The organism is Flavobacterium arabinosi, from assembly GCF_048158725.1.
Lineage (GTDB): Bacteria > Bacteroidota > Bacteroidia > Flavobacteriales > Flavobacteriaceae > Flavobacterium > Flavobacterium arabinosi.
On sequence record NZ_JBLNKX010000006.1, the window covers coordinates 226504 to 247190 of the forward strand.

Sequence of the window (20687 nt, forward strand, 5' to 3'; positions counted from 1 at the left end):
ATTTATTTTATTTAATTCTTTCAATCAAATCTGCAAGACAATCCTCATGCGCTCTTTTTTGAAAAGTTCTGGAAATTTTCACGGAATAATCACTAAATGTTTTATGCAACACTTTGTCTTCCATCAATTTTATGACCTTGCTGGACATTTCTTCAATATTACCAAATTCATATACATACCCATTTTTTCCTTCTTGCACATCATCATTTTCTCCATAACTCCCGCATCTGTCACTTAAAACAACCGGCAATCCCATAAAAATGGCTTCGCTAATGGCCAAGGAATGGGGTTCTATTCTGGCGGGATGCAAATACAAATCACTTGCCGCATAATATTTGGGTAAATCGATTGGATCTACAAAACCAGCAAAATGCACCACATTTGATTTTAGCTTAGCCGCTTTGGTTTTTAAGTCCTCCAATGTAGTGCCAGTACCTAAAATAATTACATGTGCTTTTTTACCTTTACTTTCCAAGTTTTCTAATAAATCAATCAAATGCGATTGGTTTTTCCATTCTACCAATTTACCAACGACATTGATTACAAAAGTGTCATGGGAAATGCCAAATTTTTCTCGAATGCTTTTTCCGTGAAATTGTTTTTCATCAAATATCTTACTGTACACCTCAATATCAATAGGATAATGCATCCTGATGAATGATTTTGGATTTACTCCATACAGTTTATAATAATCCTCATTGGCATTACCAACCGTAAAAAAGTAATCGATCTTTTTGAAATACCATCTTAAAGCAAAAAGCTTAACGAAATTCTTATACCATTTGCGATGTTGTCTGTTTTCAGCATCTGTTATATAAACAAGCGGAATATCATTACTATTGGCCCATTTGTGACATGCTCTTTGAAACTTTTGAAAGTAGCCATAGCTTATAATCGCATCAGGTTGAAAAGCTTCTAATTCATATTCAAGAGTTGGGGCTTCCAGATTTTTATCCGAAGGTAAAACTTGATCCTTATTCATGAATATATGCTTAAACTCATCAATTCGTAAATTATTCCATACGATCTCATTTCCGAAATTCTCGTCAAAATAGCGTTTGTAACCCAACATAGAGGCAAAAAACACCTTGACATTGGCATTTGGAAACTTACTCAAACTTATGTATTGCGGGCAAAAGTGTTGTATGGGATGTGACACTACAATAGCAATATTTAAATTATTGTTTTTCATTCTTTAGATATTTTATTATTATAGTTCGAATCATACTCATCAAATTTTTGAATACAAATTAATGCTCCAAAACAAAACCAAAAATAAATCGCTATTGGAGGCTGGATGGTCAATGTTCCTATTAATCCTTGGACCAGTATATAAGCAAATAGAAAAGCCCCAGCACTGTAAAAATCTTTGTTTTTTATGGAAAGTAAAATTCTAAATGCGGTAAAAATCACGAACAATCGAAATCCATACCAAACAACAGTTAAATACAGTCCACCTTCCCAAACAATGGTGCTAAAATCCGTTTCTGTCCAAAAACCGGAATTCCGAATTGATGCTGCATAAGAACTAATTTTATCCGAACCGTTAGTCATTACCCCCATACCATGTCCAAGAAATGAACTGCTCGAAAGCTGGACAAATGGCTCTATGATTCTATCCAAGATTGCATCATTATTATTTCCACTGCTTCTTTCTGCATACGCTGCAAAATATTCTGGTTTCCAAATTTTAATAACAGGAAAAACAAACAAAAAAAGTAGAACGGGTACAATTATTTTTTTTAAAGCAAAAAAGGGATTATTCAATCCAATACAAACAAATCCAATTACTATTATTGTAACTATTCCCAATACTGCAGATCTTCCTCCAGTACTAAACCCCCCAATTATTAACATCAAAAGCGTTCCTGCTTGAATCAAAAAGAACAACACGGAACTTTTTTTGTTTTTAATGTTTATAAAGAAAAAAGCAAGAAAAACAGCAGCAGCAAAAACCAAAAAAAAGGAATATTGAGCTGTAAATGAAAATGTTGAACTTATCCTTAATTGACCCGCTGCACTAAAATTTTCTAATGAATCCCCTCCCACAGATCTATTCAACCAATGCGTTGAAGGTAAATTTAATTGCAAAATTCCAGTGAGGACTGTAGTTACAATTAATATTGCAAAAAGATTTGAAAAAAAAACAAATCTATTTTTATAATCTGCTGGAAATGCTATTGTCATTAAAATGGCAATTACAAAATAAAGTAGATATAATTTTCCTCCCCATACAATCAAAATAGGGTCTATAAATAAATTATAAAGCAGCAATGGGTAAATCAAAATAATCACTGCTTTGAAAAACTTAGCTGTCTTTTTTGAAGTCTCTGAAAGTTTTGTTTGTACAAAAAAATACAATCCAACTAAACACAATAAATCCTTTAAAAAAAAGATTCCAACACCGATAGCAGGGAGGGCTTTTCTTAAAATCCCTTCAAAAACGAGTACTACCAATAAGGCATATATCAATTTTCTAGCCTTTGCTTCCTGATTTGTTATACTATTCAATTCTTTCTATTTTTTAAAAAGACCGTTTCTAATTTTTCACAGAGAATGGTTCCACTTGCCTCCCATCCGTTCATGCCGGCAGCTTTCCCAAGAGCCGCCAATTTCATTTTATCCAACAATTCACTATCGGATGAAAGCAATTTCAATTTTTCATAGATCGCCAATGAATCTCTTATAGGTACAATGAAACCTTCTATTCCATCAGCAATCAAATCAAGACCTCCAGAATTTGTGGTAGTAATTAGAGGCAATCCATGGGACAATGCCTCTCCTAAAACTAAACCATAACCATCTTCAATGGTAGGTAAACAAAAAACATCAGCCGATTGGTAAGCCTTTTCTAAATCAACTCCTTTTAATACTCCAACAAATTCGATATCATCCGTTATCTCTAAGCCTTCGATACCGGAAATTTGCTCCACAGGTCCTACTATAGTCAATTTTTTATTAAGTATTTCTAACCTTTTAAAAGCTTCTATCAAATAACGAATTCCTTTTCGTACTGATATTGAACCGACATAAAGCACATTAAAAGTAGCATGCGCTTTTGCATCGTTATTGGCTTTTTGAACTGGGATTGTAAAGCCATAAGGAACTTTTAACAACTTTTCTTCTGGAAAACCTTTGGCCAAAAAGCTTTGTTTGACAAATTCCGAAGGGAGAAGAATATAATCCGCAGCATCATATTCCTTTAATCGTCGCTCTTTATCCTTTTTATGAAATGGCTCCCAAGGAAGATTGAGACTTTTATGTTCTTCTCTTAATAAATCTTCTTGATATTCAACATGGGAATTAACAACTTCCACGACCGTTATTTTCCCCATTTTATTGGCATAATTACAGCTTGACAATCCATTGCCATTGTAGAATACAAAAACATCGGCATCTTTCAGAAACTTTTTACAGGCAAAATCTTGTTCGATTTTGGCCAAATAAGCCAAATAATCGCTCATTTTTTTGGACGCACGCATTTTTAGGCTCAGTAAATAAATAGTTTGAAGAATGTCGGCACGATATAATTTTTGTTTTAGTTCAGCTATTTTAGCTCTAGGACTCAACCTTGGAAAACCGCTAACAAATACCGATAAAAAGTTGGCCTTATTCAAACTGGAAGCATATCGATAATGGTGGGCTCTATTAGGCGCTGTATAAATAACCTTCATTATTTTAAGGTGTTTAAAATAACATCAAAGTAGCGCTCACTGACTATTTTTTCTGTGTGTAAACTTAAATGGGCTGGGGCTAATTGTCGCAAATTTTCCTGTTTTTCCTCATTATCTAAAAGCTGAACCGTTGATTGAACTAAGGAAGAATGCGAATTGCGTTCAAATACTACTCCTGCTTTTCCTACTGCATCAGCTAAACCACCTCCGTCTGATACAATGGGAATACAGCCACATGCCATACCTTCTAACGCAACAATTCCAAAGGGCTCTTCCCAACGGGAAGGCACTAATAAATAGCGATGCTCATTTAATTCCTTGGCAATAGCCTCTGCTGGCAAAAAACCAAGGAAACGAATCTCATGCGTTAGATTATAGATTGTAGCTAATTCTTTAAGCTTTTTCATTTCAAGACCATCACCAATAATTGTTAAGGAGTACTTTTTTCCGTTGAGATTATTCAACTCATTCAATAATTCAATACACATATCAGCACCTTTATCGGATACTAAGCGTCCCACAAATACAAAATCGTACTTTTTAATTACAGCATGTTGTTGAAAATTATTAGAATCGTAGGGATTTCCTATTACTAGGGCCTTATCAAAAGTGAAGGTTTTAATTTTATTACTACAAGCCGTAACTACATCATAATCACTTAAGATTCTTTTTTTTAATCGTTGCTGAAACGTTATCTTTTCGTTTGGAGCAGCTATCCATGTTTGTAAACCTACTATTTTAGGCTTACGGATTAAAAGGTTAGGCCAAGACATCCCAAAACAAGGATTATTTTCGAGTACCACATCACACCAATTTAACAAAATAGTAATTTCATTTAGTGACGGATCTCTAACAACCTGAAACGGAAATAACTTACTCCCTTTTTCTTTGGTTCGCGTAACTACAATTACGGAAACATCTTGTCGCTTGTCAAAATTGTTGGCCAACATCAATGAGATGCTTTCGATACCACCAATATTAGGGTAAAACGAATGACTGAATAAGAGTATCTTCATATTGAATTAGTGTTGTATTTTTTTTGTAAAAGCAACTGAAGTTGGTCTAACCTCTTTTGGTCTTTTATTTGTTAAAGGAGTTTCGAAATAAACAAACAACCATTTTGAAACCAGAACGGTGAGTATAAAACCCAAAACTTTAACTGATAATTTCATAAACAAACTACTTGCCAACCCATCTGTCAAGTAATACAAAGTAAATAATATGGGAATGTGACTTAGATAGATGGAATAAGACCACAAACTTAAATTAGTAACGGCATTCCTTATAAAAGCAAACTTTTTTTCCGGGAATTTTAGCCGCTCTATTTTAGGAAGCACAAATGAAAAGGACAATGGAATCAGGAAAAGGAGTAAAATACTTTCACTGGAATCCTTTTTGGAAAACATCATTAAACCTAAACTTGACACGAACAACAATACACCCAATAAGGCCAAAGCATTTGTTTTTTTTTCGTTGAAATTTAATTTGATAACTGCCACCAATACTCCAGATGTTATTGAATCTAGTCTTCCCAATGCTACCATTCTTAAATTATGTATTCCTGTTGCCAAAAGATAATTTTTAATTATAAAACACGACACATAAAATAGTAGAATGGTAAAGCAAAAGGAATTTATATTTTTGAAACCTAATTTTCTGAATAAAAAGATTGGAATTGGAAACAACAAATAAAACCATTCCTCCACACACAAACTCCAAGAGATACCATAAAAACCACTTGATACTTTTAATAAATTTTGACCAAAATAAAAATACTCACTAATTACGGACCAATCTATAGTATCCTTTTTTATATAAATATGAAAAGGTATCATTAACAATAAAAACAAAAAATAATTGGGTATTGTTCGAAACCATCTTCTTTGCCAAAAATTAAACACGATCTCAAGAGAAGTACCTTTATCAAAAATTCTCCACATTATTTGACCTAGAAGATAACCACTTAGAGCAAAAAACAGTTCTACTCCAAAAAAACCTAAAACCTCAAAATTTTTGAAAAAATGAGATAGTAAAACGAAAATTATCGCCAATGCTCGGGCAAAATCTAAACCAAAAACTCTTTTCTGAATCATTTAAAAATTAATTGCTAATAGATTTCAAGAAAACATCACACACACTACTTAAACTATTCATCCCCGTTTCGGATGGTTTAATCAAACTCAGGTTTTCCTTGCGATACTGAATAATATCATCGAATGAAACCGGAATATCCTCCTGATCAACCCAAGGCTTAGCCACACTTATGATGGCCAATTGATGTTCGCGCATTGCAGCCAAAACACCACTCTTGTCTGAAATCTTGTAAGGAGTGGAAGAAATCCCGTAATCACTATTTGTCAATACTTCTGATATTTTTTCTTCACTGGATGCACCTAATAATTCATATTCAATTGCATACAGTTCTAAGATATTGGTCCAAGTACCCAACATGGCACCATGACGTCCTATAAAAACAAATTTTGATTCTTTGTGCAGGTGCTCCAACTCTTTTTTTAAATCTATTATGAAATCTTCAAAAGGAGCTTTGTCGTGAATTGTTGCAAAAACTACTATTCTGACTAATTCTGGATCCTCGCTCTTGGAAGCAGTCACGGAAACATTTCCAAAAAGCGGCAAATAATGAGATGCAATCGCTATTTTAGATAAATAATGCTGATAAATTTTGGATTGGGTATGCACCACTTTGGGGGCAATACTTTTTTCAAGTTTTTGAATTATTTGTTTTTGCAAAAACCCGACACATTTTTTTTTGAATGTCGCTTCTCGCTCAATTCCTATCCACAACTCATGAAACATAAAATGCCATTGGTGTTTTCCTTTCAGTTTATTTAAAAATCCAGGCAACCAAAACGGCAATCCTTTGGAATCAAAACTATAAGGTACAAATTGCAGGCTAATCCAATCGACATTTGCTGCATTCAAAATTTCTTGAGACCAAGCCATCTGTTGGTTATAAGAACTTCCCATAGGAATGCGACTCACAATAACGGAACTCCCTTCGACAAATTGAGTTTCTGTAAAAAAAAGGTCGGCGTGTTTATCGCACAGGGAAAGAATCTGGGCTTGATGGCCTATTCTTGACAATTCTCCACACAAACGTCGGATATAATCGCCCACACCATCTTTACCAGGTTCTGCTGAGCCGCAAATGAAGAGTATATTCATGTTGTTTTTCGTTTTCCTATTTTTTTGGCAGGTACACCGCCCCAAATTTCATATGATGGAATGTTTTTGTTTACTATCGAGCCCGCAGCTATAACCGCACCTTTGCCGATTTTTACACCAATCAAAACAACTACATTACATCCTAACCAAACATCTTCTTCCAAAATAATTTCACTTTTAGGTGCTAGTTGGTTTCTGATTAGCATACTTTTTTCGAGCCCATGGTTGTGGTCTACAAAACGACAGCCTGCCGCTATCAAACAATTGCTCCCAATTGTAATTCTATCGGTTATGTTAAACTCTGTATTGTTTCCAATAAATACATCATTGCCAATACAAATGGAGGGACCTTGTGAATAGATACCATCATAATGAAAATAGATACCATGCTCTAATCTGCAATTATTTCCTAGTTCAACTTGATGAGGCCAAGTAACTTTTGTGTTTTTACCAATGTAAGTACCTTGACCTATTTTTAGTCCCAAGAATTTCCAAAAACTCGTGTTGATTCTTTTAGAAACTCCTATTTTATGAAAAACATGGAAGATGATTCTTGCCCTTAAACTTTTCATTTTTTATTAAACTTTATAAAACCGTCCAAGAAACTTGCTTATCTTAATAGCATTCAATTTATTGCTTTTTTCTCCTTTAGAATGTGCTAAAATGGGATAAGCTGCATATTGCCAATACCATTCATCAACAGGTCTAGGAGATCTTCCTTGCAATGCTCTTTGCAAAAAATTTACGTTCCACGGTTTGTTGTTTCCCAATGCATGAAACATCGTTGCTTTACCGGGTCCAAATCCCATCCCTTCTTTACCAATGTAACTAATGGTGCCGTTGTATGCTTCAATGGTTACATTTAAGGCATCTTGATCTGATTTGTCAAAAATCTGGAAACCTTCCACTTTCAATATGGTTGAATTGTAGGTTTGTTTTGAAAAAATGGATTTATCAAGACCTCCTATCGCATCCCCCATATGCTCTTGCAGCTTAATCCACAAGCTCAAAAAAGAAATATCTTTTTTAAGAAGTCCGACGAAGCCTCCATTCACATAAATTTGGTTTTTAAACTGCAAACCAATATTGTACTTTTTATAATAGGTCTTCCAACCTTGTCTACGGGGATGAAATTCTTGAAAAGGAGAATTAAGATCTTCACAAAGTGCTACGCCACAATTTGCCCATTGTTCAAAACAAGTCCAAGAATCATGAACTACTATATCGGGGTCAAAATAAAACAGCGCTGCTGCTTCCTTTGCGGGACCTTCCCATAATTCCAACATAAAGTCGGGCTTGTAATTAGTTAAACTATAATTGGTAATTAAAGGCAAAAAAACAAGCTGCATTCCTTCAACCGGATTTAAAACAACTGCTTCTTTCCATTTACCAATAGCCTCTTTTTTTCCTTTTAATGCCCAATTGGGTAATTCTCCGCGATAACCAACATAAATGGTTCCTCGAAATCCTTGCTTATAAAGTGAGTTAGAAAGTGTAGCAACACCATAATGGTAATTGCCCTCAAAAAGAGTACAAATTGCTGAAATCATTAATTTTATTTATTGGTTGCCATTTTACGATTTAAGTATCTTTTGACTCGCTTAATTTGTTCCCTTATATAAGTTATATGGAATAAATCAGCATAGTGTATTTTAAAAAGAAGCCACTTTCGATTGCTATTCGTTTGATTTGAAAATATTAATTCATCAATTGGTTCGCAACCTAATCTTCCTCTGCCTGAATAATGTAAATGGCTTATGGTTACTTTCTCGGTAGGTGCTGAAGTTCGTTCTTCACATCCTTGAAGAGTCTGAATTAAATCCAAACTATTTTTATAATCTCCTGACCAAGTGCTCAACCAATTGTGTGGGGGCTTGCATAAATTAAGCAGCTTCCAGTCTCCCAGCAAAGCTGCAATGTGTATTAAGGCTTGGTCATGTTTTATGGGGATTTCAGGATTTTGATTAAACCAATTTACGGCGGCATTCATATCGTTAATCATTTTTGAATTTTTTTTCACCAGCATGTGTCCCGCTGTAATTGCTGATTTTAAACTATCCTTCCCAAAAATTTCATCTACTTTTTGAGGTTGCAAATAATTATAAATTCCAATAGTGGTGTACTCTTTATCGGCATGAACCAAGTCAAATCCTTTTGTAAACTCAAACAAACGTTCCCAATTCATCAAAGCAACAATATCGTTATCTGAATAAATAAATTCATCCCAATCTGAAAACCAAGCTAAAAAACGGTATAAATACCCCATTGGACAATCCGTTAGAACACTTTTTAAATTATTTACAAAAGCTTTTGCTTCTTCAGAAAAATCATCTACAGTTAAAAATTCAACCTCATCTAGGATGTATTTAGAATTTACTGGTTCTCCCCCAAAGTGAATCAATCGAATAGGTAAACTACAAGCACTTTTCCGAATGGAATAAATTAAATTTTCACTGTGCAATTGGCTTTTTAAATTTGCCACTAAAACAATGCCTTTTTTCATTTTATTACTTTTGTAAACTGTGGTGGTAATGACCTTCCTATTAAAGTCCAAATTGCTGAATTCATGTTTTATATTCTTTTTTTTATAAAACGTGCGGGTACCCCTGCCCCAATCTCATATTCTGGTATTGATTTATTTACTACTGATCCAGCTCCGATTATAGCACCTTTACCTATTGTAATTCCTTGTAATATAACCGAAGATGTTCCAATCCAAACATCATCTTCAATGGTTATTTTTGCAGTAGTTATTGGTTGATCTTTTATTTTAATATGTTTTGCATATTCATGGCCTGTATCATTGATAGTGGTGTTACTGGCTATAAAACAGTCGTTACCTATTTTTATTTTTGTACTACATACAAACTCACAACAACGACCAATAAATACTCTGTCTCCAATAGTTATATTACACTCTTTATTAAAAGGAGAACCAATCCGAAAATCAACATTATTTTGAATATCACAATCACTTCCAACGAATAAATTATTTAGCCATTCACATGAAATCTTTCCTATACGAGTTCCTTTTTTAACTTGAAGCCCCTTAATTTTAAAAAATATAATTCTAAATTTATTTGAAAAATAATTTAATTTATTGAAGAACAATCCTATTGTGGTTGGATTCATAAGTTGGCATATATTGATATACAATTCTAAAAAACTACAAACATCATTATTATTTAAGAAACAATTTTTTCTTTCAATTCTCCTAGAATTGTTTTATAAACAGTTAAGTGCTGTTTTGCAACGACATTCCAATCCAACTGTTCCAATGCAAAATTCCGTTGTTTTAGGGCAACACTATTTCTAAAATCGGAATCATTATAATATTTTGTAAAAAGGGCTGTCATGGCTTCAAAGTCATCTCTTTTAATCACCTCAAATACTTCTCCTCCTCCATAAGATCTTATTCCTCCTATGTCTGTGGTTATAATGGGCAATCCTGTCGCAATGGCTTGTACAATTGCAGTATTGGCGCCAGAATCAATCATTGGCATCAACATTAAATAACTGGTTTGGTAAAATTCCAGTAGTTCTTCATCACTTAAACCTCCGTGAAAAAATACCGTTTTTGAGTTAACAATAGTAGCCAACGCAGCGATTTTTCTAAATGCTACTGGTATGATAAAATGAAACTCTAGTTTTTTTCCAAAATCACTATCTAAAAGCAAATAATAGACTTTCATAAACATTTCAAAATCACGTAGAAAATGGCCAACAAACAAAACTTTATTCTTTTTAACCAAAGTTGGATCACCCGGTTTAAAAAAATCAATATCTATCCCATGTTTTATAATATGAATTTTTTCTGGAGATATATATTTACCAAATTCGTCTGTCTCTTCTTCATATAAAAGGATGGCATTATCTAAATAAGTTAATTTCTGAAGCCTTTCTTCGCTCCATTGGCTTATCGGTAAATGAATAGTAGCTACTAATTTTTTCTTCTTTTTTTGTATTAAATACAGAATATGAAGGTGACTTTCCAAGTAAAGGATATGGGACATACTCCTATAAGACATCTTGTTGATAAAACTAAATTCCGCAAAAATTTCTGAAGTACTTATTCCATTCCATTTCCTGTATTTTTGAATTAATTTGCCAAAAGCCTTACTGAAAAAATGTTTTTTTGAACTTGTAATCTGCAAACTTACACCCTTAGGAAAATATTCTGTTAGACATTCATAACCGGAGAATTTCCCAAACCAACCTATTTTATTGCTCAGTATATTTAATTTCATATTTTTTTACTTAATTATTTATTTATCCGATTTGAAACAGGGAAAACATTTCAATTATTTTTTTTCAAGTTATGCAGACTATAAAAAGCAAATCCAACATTAACCAGGAATGAATAAGCTGCTAAAAAAAGGTTATAATACAATGCGCCTAAAAGAGTAGTTAATTTAAAAAATAATGCTCCTAAAATAATCCCTAATGCACCAAGTGGTATTCCAATAATAGGATTAAATGCCCAACCTCTGCAATTGTATAATGAAAAAACTATTCCGGTCATTAATCCTATGCAACTTCCCATAACACTCAAAAACAACTCGAAGGGCAATCCTTTATATGCATCGCCAAGGAGCCAGAGGATTGGAGTTGGAAATAAATAAACTATCACAACTACTGCACTTAATAGAATAACTAATATTCCCATTATTTGGATAAAGCGTTGTAATAAAAGATATTTATCAGATGTTAGTTTAGCAAAACGAGGAATGATCAAAGTAGTGATTATAACACTAAATAGTGAAAGCAACATGTTTAATCTCCCCAAAGCTCCCAATTGTGCTATGGAATTAGTATTGCCAAAAACAGAAATTAACCAAATGGTAATTTGTCCCGATACGCAATAATAAATAGACGTTGGCATGATCCGCTTTACCAAAGTTAAAATCTCGGCACGGATTTCCTTATCGGGTTGCTGATTCTCGTCGGCAAAGTCATAACCTATTTTGCTCAATTGAACATTACCCCAAATACGAGGCAAACCTGCCGCCAAAATGGCTATAAATGCCCAAGGAAATACAAACATTGTCAATCCCGTTAATAATAAGCGGCCTAAACCAACGCTTACTTGATTTTTCTGCAAGGGAAGTATCGTCTGATGCAATTTGGGCACTATTTCCAACAATGAATCTGACAAGGCAGCATAAAAAGCAGGAATCAAGGCTAATGCTATAAGCAAGGTCGTTACAATACTTGCTCCATTGTGGATTAAAAGATAACACAAAATAGGCACAGAAACCACCAAACTCACAAAACCGAATTTTTTCCTTAAATCTATACCTGTCGCTAAAACGGCACCCAATTTTTCTTTGTCCTGCCATACCTTTCCCCCTTGCGCCATGACTCCAGTAGAGATTCCGCTATCAGCTAATACCGTCATTGTACCTAACATCGTATTGGCCAGAGTATAAAAGGCATATTCCTGAACGGGTAACAAGCGAATGATGAGAATCCCGCAAGCAAATCCAACAGCCTGTACAATAATTTGGGCACTTCCTGTAATAGAAATTAATTTACCCCAACTAACGACCGTATCATACTTGGGATGTTGTTTGAGTTTTATCAAAGTATCTTTCAAGAAATAGAATTAATACAGTTAAAAAATAGATTTTTTTCGCAATGGAAAGGCTTAGCCTTTACCAATTCCTTTAACCTCAAAACCAATGGCATTTAATTTTTCCACATCTAGAATATTACGACCATCGAATACAAAAGCAGGTTTGTACATATTGATATAAATGGCATTCCAATCGTAAGTTTTAAATTCGTCCCATTCGGTCAAAACAGCAATTGCATGCGCTTGATCGAGAGCTTCCATTGGAGATTGATACACAAAAATTTGTTTTATTTTGGATGCAATTTTCTGCTCTGTAAGTCCGTTCAATTCCCATAAATAGCACATATCGGCTATAATTTTTGCCTCAGAAACTTTGGGATCATATACATGGATTTCCGCACCATCTTCAATTAGGTGTTCCGCTACATAAATGGCTGCCGATTCCCGAGTATCGTTGGTGTCTTTTTTAAAAGCCCAACCTAAAAAGGTTATTTTTTTTCCGCTAACGGTATTAAAAAGAGAACTAATAATATTCTTTGCAAAACGATATTTTTGATAATCGTTCAGGATAATTACCTGCTCCCAATAATTAGCCACTTCTGGCAAATTAAAATAACGACATAAATACACCAAGTTTAAAATATCTTTTTGAAAACAAGATCCTCCAAAACCTACCGAGGCTTTAAGAAACTTGGGGCCTATTCGACTGTCGGTTCCAATGGCATTGGCAACTTCATCAACATCGGCTTCAGTGACTTCACACAAAGCAGATAATGCATTAATCGAAGAGATTCTCTGTGCTAAAAAGGCGTTGGCCGTTAATTTTGACAATTCAGAAGACCATACATTCGTGGTTAAAATCTGTTTTGGTGATAACCAATGCGCATAAATATCAACCAAGGATTGAATCGCTTTTTGACCACTTTCAGTTTGTTTTCCTCCAATTAGAACACGGTCTGCATTAAATAAATCATTGATGGCTGTTCCTTCGGCCAAAAACTCGGGATTGGAAAGTACTTCAAATTTGACCCCGTTCCCTGTTCGGTCTAAAATAGTCTGCAAAGTTTCGGCTGTTCGTACTGGAAGTGTTGATTTTTCGACTATAATTTTATCGTTTTTGGCTATTCTGGCTATTTGTCTGGCACATAACTCAACAAATTTGAGATCTGCGGCCATTCCTTTCCCTTCACCATAGGTTTTAGTAGGAGTGTTTACTGCTATAAAAATCATGTCCGCAGCGTCAATTGCACTTTCCACTTCAGTAGAAAAAAACAAATTACGTCCTCTTGCCTCACGAACCACTTCAGCTAGCCCAGGCTCATAAACGGGTAGTTTATCTAAATTTTCTTCATTCCACGCCGCAATGCGCGCTTCATTTAAATCGACTACAGTCACTTTAATTTCTGGACATTTCAAGGCTATAACAGACATTGTTGGACCACCTACGTAGCCAGCACCTAAACAGCAAATATTTTTGATTTTCATTTTAATAATTTTTTTATGAGGCAGAAAATTTTATGTTGCAGTTATTTTTTAACTATTTCCTTTTATCAGCTACTCGAAATAATTCAAGGTAGTATAACCTCCCTCTTTCAAATATTGGTCTTTCCTCATGAGGTTTAAATCAGATTGCATCATGTCTTTAACCAATGCTGCTAAATCGTATCGACATTCCCAGCCCAGTTTAGTTTTGGCTTTTGTGGGATCACCTATTAGCAAATCTACTTCTGTAGGTCTAAAATATTTTGGATCCACTGCTAATACTTCTTTACCTATTGGAACTTGATAATTAGGGTTACTGCAAGATTTTACAAAGCCTTTCTCCTCTACACTTTCACCTTTAAATTCTAATTCAATACCTACTTCGGCAAAACTCATGCGTACAAATTCACGAACTGGAGTTGTTATTCCTGTGGCAATTACCCAATCTTCGGGTTCATCAGCTTGCAAAATCATCCACATCATACGCACATAATCTTTGGCATGGCCCCAGTCTCGTTTCGCATCCAGATTTCCTAAGTACAATTTGTCTTGCAATCCCAAGGCAATCCTTGAAGTCGCTCTAGTAATCTTGCGAGTTACAAAAGTTTCTCCACGAATGGGTGATTCATGATTGAATAAAATTCCGTTACAAGCATACATCCCATAGGCTTCCCTGTAATTTACGGTAATCCAAAAGGCGTACATCTTGGCTACTGCATAAGGCGAGCGTGGATAAAAAGGAGTTGTTTCTGATTGGGGTACTTCTTGTACTTTACCATACAACTCAGAAGTTGATGCTTGATAAATACGAGTCTTTTTTTCTAATCCCAAGAAACGAACAGCTTCCAAAAGTCGTAAGGTTCCTAATCCATCAGCATTTCCTGTATATTCTGGAGTTTCAAATGAAACTGCTACATGACTCATAGCTGCTAAATTATAAATTTCATCAGGTTGAATTTCTTTAATTAAACGAGTCAAATTGGTACTATCAGTCATATCACCATAATGTAAAATGAAGTTCCTATTTTCTACGTGAGGGTCTTGATACAAATGATCAATTCGATCCGTATTAAATGAAGAAGAACGTCTTTTTAATCCGTGTACGATATAGCCTTTTTTTAATAAAAATTCACTTAGATAGGCTCCGTCTTGTCCTGTTACTCCCGTAATGAAGGCAGTTTTTTTTAATGGATTCATGTTGTAATTATAAGGCACAAAGGCATTGTGGCGCAAAGTCGCAAAATTTATGAAGTCTTACTCTAAAGAACTTTGGAGGGTACTGCAAGTGAAAACTATTAATAACTAATTTGTTTAAAATTTTTGATATTTTCTAAAAACCAATTATAGGTTTTTTGAATTCCTTCTTCTAAATTCACCTGATGTTTCCATCCGATGTTGTTCATTTTGGAAACATCCATTAATTTTCGTGGAGTTCCATCAGGTTTGGTGTCATCCCAGATAATCTCCCCAGAATGCCCAACAATTTTTTGGACTGTAGCAGCTAATTCCTTGATGGTTAAATCTTCCCCTGTTCCTACATTATACAAATAATCAGGAAGTTGGTTTTCTAAAGCAAAAACTACTGCCGCCGCCATATCATCTACAAATAGAAATTCTCGCATGGGTGTACCAGTTCCCCAAAGGACTACTACGGCATTATTATTTTGTTTTGCTTCATGAAATTTACGAATCATAGCGGGCAAAACATGAGAACTGTTCAAATCAAAATTATCATGCGTACCGTATAAATTAGTTGGCATCAAACTCACAAAGTCTTTTTCAAATTGCTTGCGTATGGCTTCACAGGCTTTTACACCAGTGATTTTTGCCAAAGCATACCATTCGTTAGTGGGTTCTAAAGCAGCTGTTAGCAAATACTCTTCCTTTAATGGCTGTGGCGCTAATTTGGGATAAATACAAGAGCTTCCTAAAAAAATAAACTTCTCAACACCCGAACGGTGGGCTACATCGATAAGGTTATTTTGTATTTGCATATTTTCCATTAGGAATTGATACGGAAAATTTTTGTTCGCCAAGATACCTCCCACTTTAGCAGCAGCATCAATAATGACGTCTGGTTTTGTTTTTTGGATAAAATCACTCACTTCTTTTTGTTTTCTCAAATCCAACTCTTTGCTAGATGCTCCAATTAGATTAGTATAGCCTTTTGTAGTCAAGGTTCTCCAAATGGCACTTCCTACCATTCCATTGTGACCTGCTATGTATATTTTTGAGTTTTTATCTATCATGAGATTCGTATAATAAATAGCTATTATGCTCTTTGGTAATCGTCTTCTATTCGAACAATATCATCTTCACCAAAATAGGTTCCGTGTTGCACTTCAATAAATAGTAATGGTTCGTCAAAAGGATTTTCAACTCTATGATGCATCCCTTGTGGAATTATAGCCGTTTCACCAACCGAATAATCTTTTATTGTTCCATCTAGTGTAATACGAGCAATACCCGATACAACAGTCCAAACTTCTGATCTATGGAAGTGGTATTGGTAGGACAATCTGCCTCCTGAATTTACTTGAATTCTTTTAACTTTATGGGTTTTAGCATCTTCTAACACCCAATATTCTCCCCAAGGTCTGTTATCATGTTCTATTTGAATCATATTAAAGGTTTTTATCTGTTATTTTTATTGTAACGTTTATAGAATTAAATAACTCTTTTTTATATTATTATCGTTTAGAAAAACCTTAATTATAATAAAGGGGATTCTAATAACTCTAATTGCTGATATACCTGTTTTACCTCTTGTGAATTTTCTTTTTGCAAGACCAATAAGGCATCATCAGTATGAATTAACAAACAATTTTCGAGACCTACAAAAGAGGTGTGAATAGCGGTACCTATTACAATATTCCCAGAGACATCAGTGGGATGCCCTTTATGAACCAAGTAATCATAAACCGATTCAAACGAACCTAAATCAGACCAATCAAAATGGGTAGGAACAACTTTAATATTAGTACTTCGTTCCATTACCGCAAAATCGACACTGATGGAAGGAATTTTGAGTGACAATTCGTAGTCTAGAAAACCATTTTTATTGGCTTCCCAAGCCAATTTTGAAGTGGTATAAACTTCTGGCTCTTGTTTTTCTAATTCTGTTAAAAAAGCACCTGATTTAAAACAAAAAAGTCCGCTGTTCCAAAAATAATTTCCGTTTTCCAGGTAGGTTGTTGCCGTTTCTAAATTCGGTTTTTCATGAAAAGCAATTACATTTTCATCATCAAATTCAATATAGCCATATCCTGTTTCTGGTTTAGTGGGTTTTATGCCAAAAGTCACCAAATAATCTTGATTAGCTAATGCGATCGCTTGTTTTAAAGCAGTATCGTACAAATCGTTCCCTTCTATAATATGATCGGATGGCGTAATCAATAAAACATCTTCCGGTTTTGATGCAAATGCGGCAAAAGCAATTGCAGCAGCAGTATTACGCGGAATAGCTTCTACAATATGAGTAAATGGTTTATTGAATTTTAACATAATGGTATTACTCATTTTGTAATTTTCAATATTTCCAACCACTATCGTTTTATTGGAAACATTTTCATTACGAGCCACTGTTTTTTCAAAAAGTGACTGCCCATCAAAAAGCTCAAGATATTGTTTAGGTTGACTTTTTCTGGAAAGAGGCCACAATCTACTACCAATTCCGCCTGTTAAAACTACATGAGTTATATCGTTACTAATTACCATTAGTGTGTGTTTAAAAGTTCTTTTTGATACACTTCCTGACGCAGGCTAGTACTCGAAAAACGATGGTCTCTGGTATTAAAATAGAGCTCGATTCCCTTTTCCTCACAATAAGTTCGCCCAGTAAAATCTCTTTCTTTATATTCATCACCTACGATTCGCAAATCAATGGTAAAAGACTTCAAAATATCTTCTAAATCTTGCTCAGTTGCATAAGGGACTATTTCATCAACAAACCTACAGGCCTTTAATTGTATATAGCGTTCTACAACAGTTTGGGTAGGTTTATTTTTTGTTGGGCGGTCTAGAGTAGGATCCGTCTGTAAACCAACAATTAAATAATCACAATTTAGTTTAGCTTCTTCAAGCATTTTAACGTGCCCTGCATGTAACAAATCAAAAGCACTAAAGGTTATTCCAATTTTCATCTGTTTAATGTTTTAAAATTAAAAAATCGTTTTTTGGTAATGTAAATTTATTTTTGAAAAATATTGTGAACCGTTTTCTTGGTTTCAATGTTTTTTTTTAAGAATTGAATAAGGGTTCCCCGTGAATAGTTACATTATAACTACTCAAAAAAGAAAAAATTAATGTTGTATCAATTAAAAATCAGCATTTTTAACTTCTACCAATTGAGTTAAATCTCGGAAACAAAAACTCCAAAAAATAAAATCAATATTACCATTGAATTAACTACTGATAACAAGAACAAAATTAACTTAGGAATGAAGTTTAAAAACGAGATTTTAGTTGCTAGAAATCCTTAATCAGGATAAAAAAACATATTAACAACAAGTAAACGGAAAGGATAGAAGTTAAATTTATCATCCTAAAACTTAGTTAGTAAATAATAGAAAATCTTGATTTTTAAAAACACAATTAACTAATAATCAAAAATCTAAATACAACCTAACGATAATAGAAATTTTAGTTTTACAATTACAAAAACTAAGAACTAGTCTAGTATTATTTCTAATATCTAAAAGTAGATAATTCTAAATTTAAAAAAATAAAGACAATGAAATGGTACGTAGTATACACAAAACCCAAATGGGAAAAAAGAGCAGCTGAACAATTAACGCGGCTTGGGGTAAACTGTTATTGTCCCATGATTCAAAAAATAGTGCAAAGATCTGATAGGAAAAAAAAGGTAGAAGTACCTTTATTTAACCATTATATCTTTGTGCAAATAGCTGAAAAAGATAGAAATATGGTATTCCTGTCACCTGGTGTTGAGAGGTATTTATTTTGGTTAGGAAAACATGCTATTGTAAAAGACAAAGAAATTGAGACTATTAAGGAATGGCTCACAATTGGAGATACTGCCACGGAGATTTCGGTTATGCAGTACCAAATTGGAGATAAAATAAAGTTACATTCTGGACCTTTTTGTGAACAAAATGCTTTTGTAAAAGACATTACAAAAACGCATTATATTTTAATTTTAGAATCTTTAGGATATGTTTTAAAAGTAAAAATATAAATACAAGTAAAAAGAGTTTTAATGAAGAAAAAATCCTTCATTAAAACTCTTTTTTTAATAAAAATTAGCAGTAGTACATCAATTTTAGGATTCAAAAAAAGTGAAATAATTAATACTCTAATTTAAATATTTCGCTTTTTTTGACACCCAAAATTTTGACCAACCTATCTAGCTTTGATAATTTTAAGTCTACACTTCCCTTTTCAATTTCTAGATATGTTTTAACAGTCATTTCCATTTGTATAGCCACATAATCTGTGCTATGATTTTTTTGCTCACGGCATTCTTTAATATTAATATAGATGTTTTTTACAGCCATAATTTTGTTTTTTAAATTAATGTTTAAAATCCATAAAATCATGTAGGCTCATTTGGGGAGTATTCAGTAAAAAAAGAGAACATTTCGTATTATATAATCATTACATAGAGTATCATAATTTAATTAATTGTGCATTTATTTTGTAAAAATTTATTTAGCTTTATTGTCCTTTAGTATCATTAAAAAAAATAGAAACATCAAATTTGAATATAAATTCTATCGAGACATCTAAAACCTTAGAAATTTCAATCAATTTAGATACAGTTAAATCAACCTCACCTCGTTCAATTTTACCGTATCCGCTCATACTCATTTTCAATTCTTCAGCTACATATTCTCTCGTTAAATTTTTCAATTCTCTTATCTTTCTAATGTTTATATATACATTGGACTTAATCATAACAAAAGATTTAAACAATTAATATTGAGATTTAATTTTAATATACTAAAACGCCCTAACATTAATTTTAACAAGATAAAAGTAAAACTATAGTAATAAATTTGAAATATTAAAAGTGTTATTTACTCCCGTATAAGGACAATTTGACTTAATTCAGGAATTAAATTCAATTTTTTAAACACGCTAATTAGTTGATTTACAATAAAATAGCTATTTTTTAATACATATAATATCAAACTCATTTACCATTAATAAAGTTAATAAAAATAAGCAGGAGTAAATTCAAATAATCAAATAAATTCTTTATTAAAAGAATCAATTAATAATTTATTATTCTGCTAATTCATCTTAATCAGACTTAGTTTTACTATTTGTACCTTTACCCTTATTAAAAACTCTGACAGTTTTTTAATTTCATTTTAGTAAAATTATAATACAAAGTTGCGCTAACTATTTCTTTATTTTGTTGCATTATTTTTATAATTAGTTTCAAAATTCACGTATGCACTAACGGATTTTTTAAAATATAATTAAATGATTTACAGATATTTACAAAGTCGATTGTGATGTTTATTTTCTCCAGAAAAATAATTTTCTATTTTTTTTCAAACCAACTTCAGCTTGGATGGATTTTTGGAGTCCTGGAAATCAAGATAATAGAACCTTTGCTATAATTTACTAAGATTTTGCAGTGTAATTACTTTAAAATCTTATCAATCAATAGATAATGAACCTATGCGTGATGGTGTAAAGGATTTTATTTTAGTCTTGATAAACAATATGTTGTGACTATTTTTATAAAAATATAACTATAATTTTATAAATTTGCTTTAACCACTGGGTTTATGTGTTCT

Annotated in this window: 21 protein-coding genes; 1 reads left to right on the plus strand and 20 read right to left on the minus strand. The window is 33.2% G+C overall.

Annotated elements, in window-relative coordinates; all coding sequences use genetic code 11:
• Positions 1-7: 7 nt before the first annotated feature.
• From ACM55K_RS13650 to ACM55K_RS13735, 18 genes are all read right to left on the minus strand, one after another.
• Complete coding sequence (locus tag ACM55K_RS13650) at positions 8-1192, minus strand: glycosyltransferase family 4 protein (protein WP_416850828.1); 1185 nt, start codon at positions 1190-1192, stop codon at positions 8-10.
• Entirely contained in the window at positions 1189-2511 is a 1323-nt protein-coding gene (locus ACM55K_RS13655; protein ID WP_416850829.1) for a hypothetical protein, read from the minus strand. Before ACM55K_RS13655 ends, ACM55K_RS13650 begins: the two co-directional genes overlap by 4 nt.
• On the minus strand, positions 2508-3674 hold the full coding sequence (locus tag ACM55K_RS13660) for a glycosyltransferase family 4 protein (RefSeq protein ID WP_416850830.1): 1167 nt from the start codon (positions 3672-3674) through the stop codon (positions 2508-2510). The genes ACM55K_RS13655 and ACM55K_RS13660 overlap by 4 nt, the downstream gene beginning before the upstream one ends.
• Positions 3674-4690 carry a glycosyltransferase family 4 protein gene (locus tag ACM55K_RS13665; RefSeq protein WP_416850831.1) on the minus strand — a complete coding sequence of 339 codons (1017 nt, stop codon included), beginning with the start codon at positions 4688-4690 and terminating at the stop codon, positions 3674-3676. The genes ACM55K_RS13660 and ACM55K_RS13665 overlap by 1 nt, the downstream gene beginning before the upstream one ends.
• 6 nt (positions 4691-4696) lie before the next feature.
• Positions 4697-5767 (minus strand): acyltransferase family protein, encoded by a 1071-nt coding sequence (locus ACM55K_RS13670; RefSeq protein ID WP_416850832.1) that lies wholly within the window; start codon positions 5765-5767, stop codon positions 4697-4699.
• Positions 5768-5774: 7 nt separating this feature from the next.
• A complete protein-coding gene (locus ACM55K_RS13675; protein WP_416850833.1) occupies positions 5775-6860 on the minus strand; it encodes a hypothetical protein in 1086 nt (361 codons plus the stop codon).
• Positions 6857-7432, minus strand: coding sequence for an acyltransferase (locus ACM55K_RS13680; protein WP_416850834.1), 576 nt, complete (start codon positions 7430-7432; stop codon positions 6857-6859). The genes ACM55K_RS13675 and ACM55K_RS13680 overlap by 4 nt, the downstream gene beginning before the upstream one ends.
• 6 nt (positions 7433-7438) lie before the next feature.
• Positions 7439-8410, minus strand: a complete 972-nt coding sequence (locus ACM55K_RS13685) for a hypothetical protein (protein WP_416850835.1) — start codon at positions 8408-8410, stop codon at positions 7439-7441.
• A 5-nt stretch (positions 8411-8415) separates the two neighbouring features.
• Positions 8416-9363: an alpha-mannosyltransferase gene (locus ACM55K_RS13690; RefSeq protein WP_416850836.1), complete on the minus strand. Its 948-nt coding sequence runs from the start codon at positions 9361-9363 to the stop codon at positions 8416-8418.
• Between the two features lie 68 nt (positions 9364-9431).
• Complete coding sequence (locus ACM55K_RS13695) at positions 9432-9992, minus strand: acyltransferase (RefSeq protein WP_416850837.1); 561 nt, start codon at positions 9990-9992, stop codon at positions 9432-9434.
• A gap of 53 nt (positions 9993-10045) precedes the next feature.
• Positions 10046-11107: a glycosyltransferase family 4 protein gene (locus ACM55K_RS13700; RefSeq protein WP_416850838.1), complete on the minus strand. Its 1062-nt coding sequence runs from the start codon at positions 11105-11107 to the stop codon at positions 10046-10048.
• A 50-nt stretch (positions 11108-11157) separates the two neighbouring features.
• On the minus strand, positions 11158-12456 hold the full coding sequence (locus ACM55K_RS13705; protein ID WP_416850839.1) for an MATE family efflux transporter: 1299 nt from the start codon (positions 12454-12456) through the stop codon (positions 11158-11160).
• Between the two features lie 51 nt (positions 12457-12507).
• Positions 12508-13920, minus strand: a complete 1413-nt coding sequence (locus tag ACM55K_RS13710) for a UDP-glucose 6-dehydrogenase (protein WP_416850840.1) — start codon at positions 13918-13920, stop codon at positions 12508-12510.
• 69 nt (positions 13921-13989) lie between these two features.
• Positions 13990-15114 carry a GDP-mannose 4,6-dehydratase gene (gene gmd, locus ACM55K_RS13715; RefSeq protein WP_416850841.1) on the minus strand — a complete coding sequence of 375 codons (1125 nt, stop codon included), beginning with the start codon at positions 15112-15114 and terminating at the stop codon, positions 13990-13992.
• Positions 15115-15212: 98 nt separating this feature from the next.
• Positions 15213-16163 (minus strand): GDP-L-fucose synthase family protein, encoded by a 951-nt coding sequence (locus ACM55K_RS13720; protein ID WP_416850893.1) that lies wholly within the window; start codon positions 16161-16163, stop codon positions 15213-15215.
• Positions 16164-16189: 26 nt separating this feature from the next.
• Positions 16190-16531: a phosphomannose isomerase type II C-terminal cupin domain gene (locus ACM55K_RS13725; protein WP_416850894.1), complete on the minus strand. Its 342-nt coding sequence runs from the start codon at positions 16529-16531 to the stop codon at positions 16190-16192.
• Between the two features lie 98 nt (positions 16532-16629).
• Positions 16630-17634 carry a mannose-1-phosphate guanylyltransferase gene (locus ACM55K_RS13730; RefSeq protein ID WP_416850842.1) on the minus strand — a complete coding sequence of 335 codons (1005 nt, stop codon included), beginning with the start codon at positions 17632-17634 and terminating at the stop codon, positions 16630-16632.
• Entirely contained in the window at positions 17634-18059 is a 426-nt protein-coding gene (locus tag ACM55K_RS13735; protein WP_416850843.1) for an adenylyltransferase/cytidyltransferase family protein, read from the minus strand. The genes ACM55K_RS13730 and ACM55K_RS13735 overlap by 1 nt, the downstream gene beginning before the upstream one ends.
• 590 nt (positions 18060-18649) lie before the next feature.
• Between ACM55K_RS13735 and ACM55K_RS13740 the strand changes: the two genes are divergently transcribed.
• Positions 18650-19114 (plus strand): UpxY family transcription antiterminator, encoded by a 465-nt coding sequence (locus ACM55K_RS13740; protein WP_416850844.1) that lies wholly within the window; start codon positions 18650-18652, stop codon positions 19112-19114.
• 109 nt (positions 19115-19223) lie between these two features.
• Here ACM55K_RS13740 and ACM55K_RS13745 read toward each other — a convergent pair whose 3' ends face one another.
• Together ACM55K_RS13745 and ACM55K_RS13750 are read right to left on the minus strand one after the other, a co-directional pair.
• Positions 19224-19433, minus strand: a complete 210-nt coding sequence (locus tag ACM55K_RS13745; RefSeq protein WP_416850845.1) for a helix-turn-helix transcriptional regulator — start codon at positions 19431-19433, stop codon at positions 19224-19226.
• Between the two features lie 160 nt (positions 19434-19593).
• Entirely contained in the window at positions 19594-19833 is a 240-nt protein-coding gene (locus ACM55K_RS13750) for a helix-turn-helix domain-containing protein (RefSeq protein ID WP_416850846.1), read from the minus strand.
• Between the last annotated feature and the right edge of the window lie 854 nt (positions 19834-20687).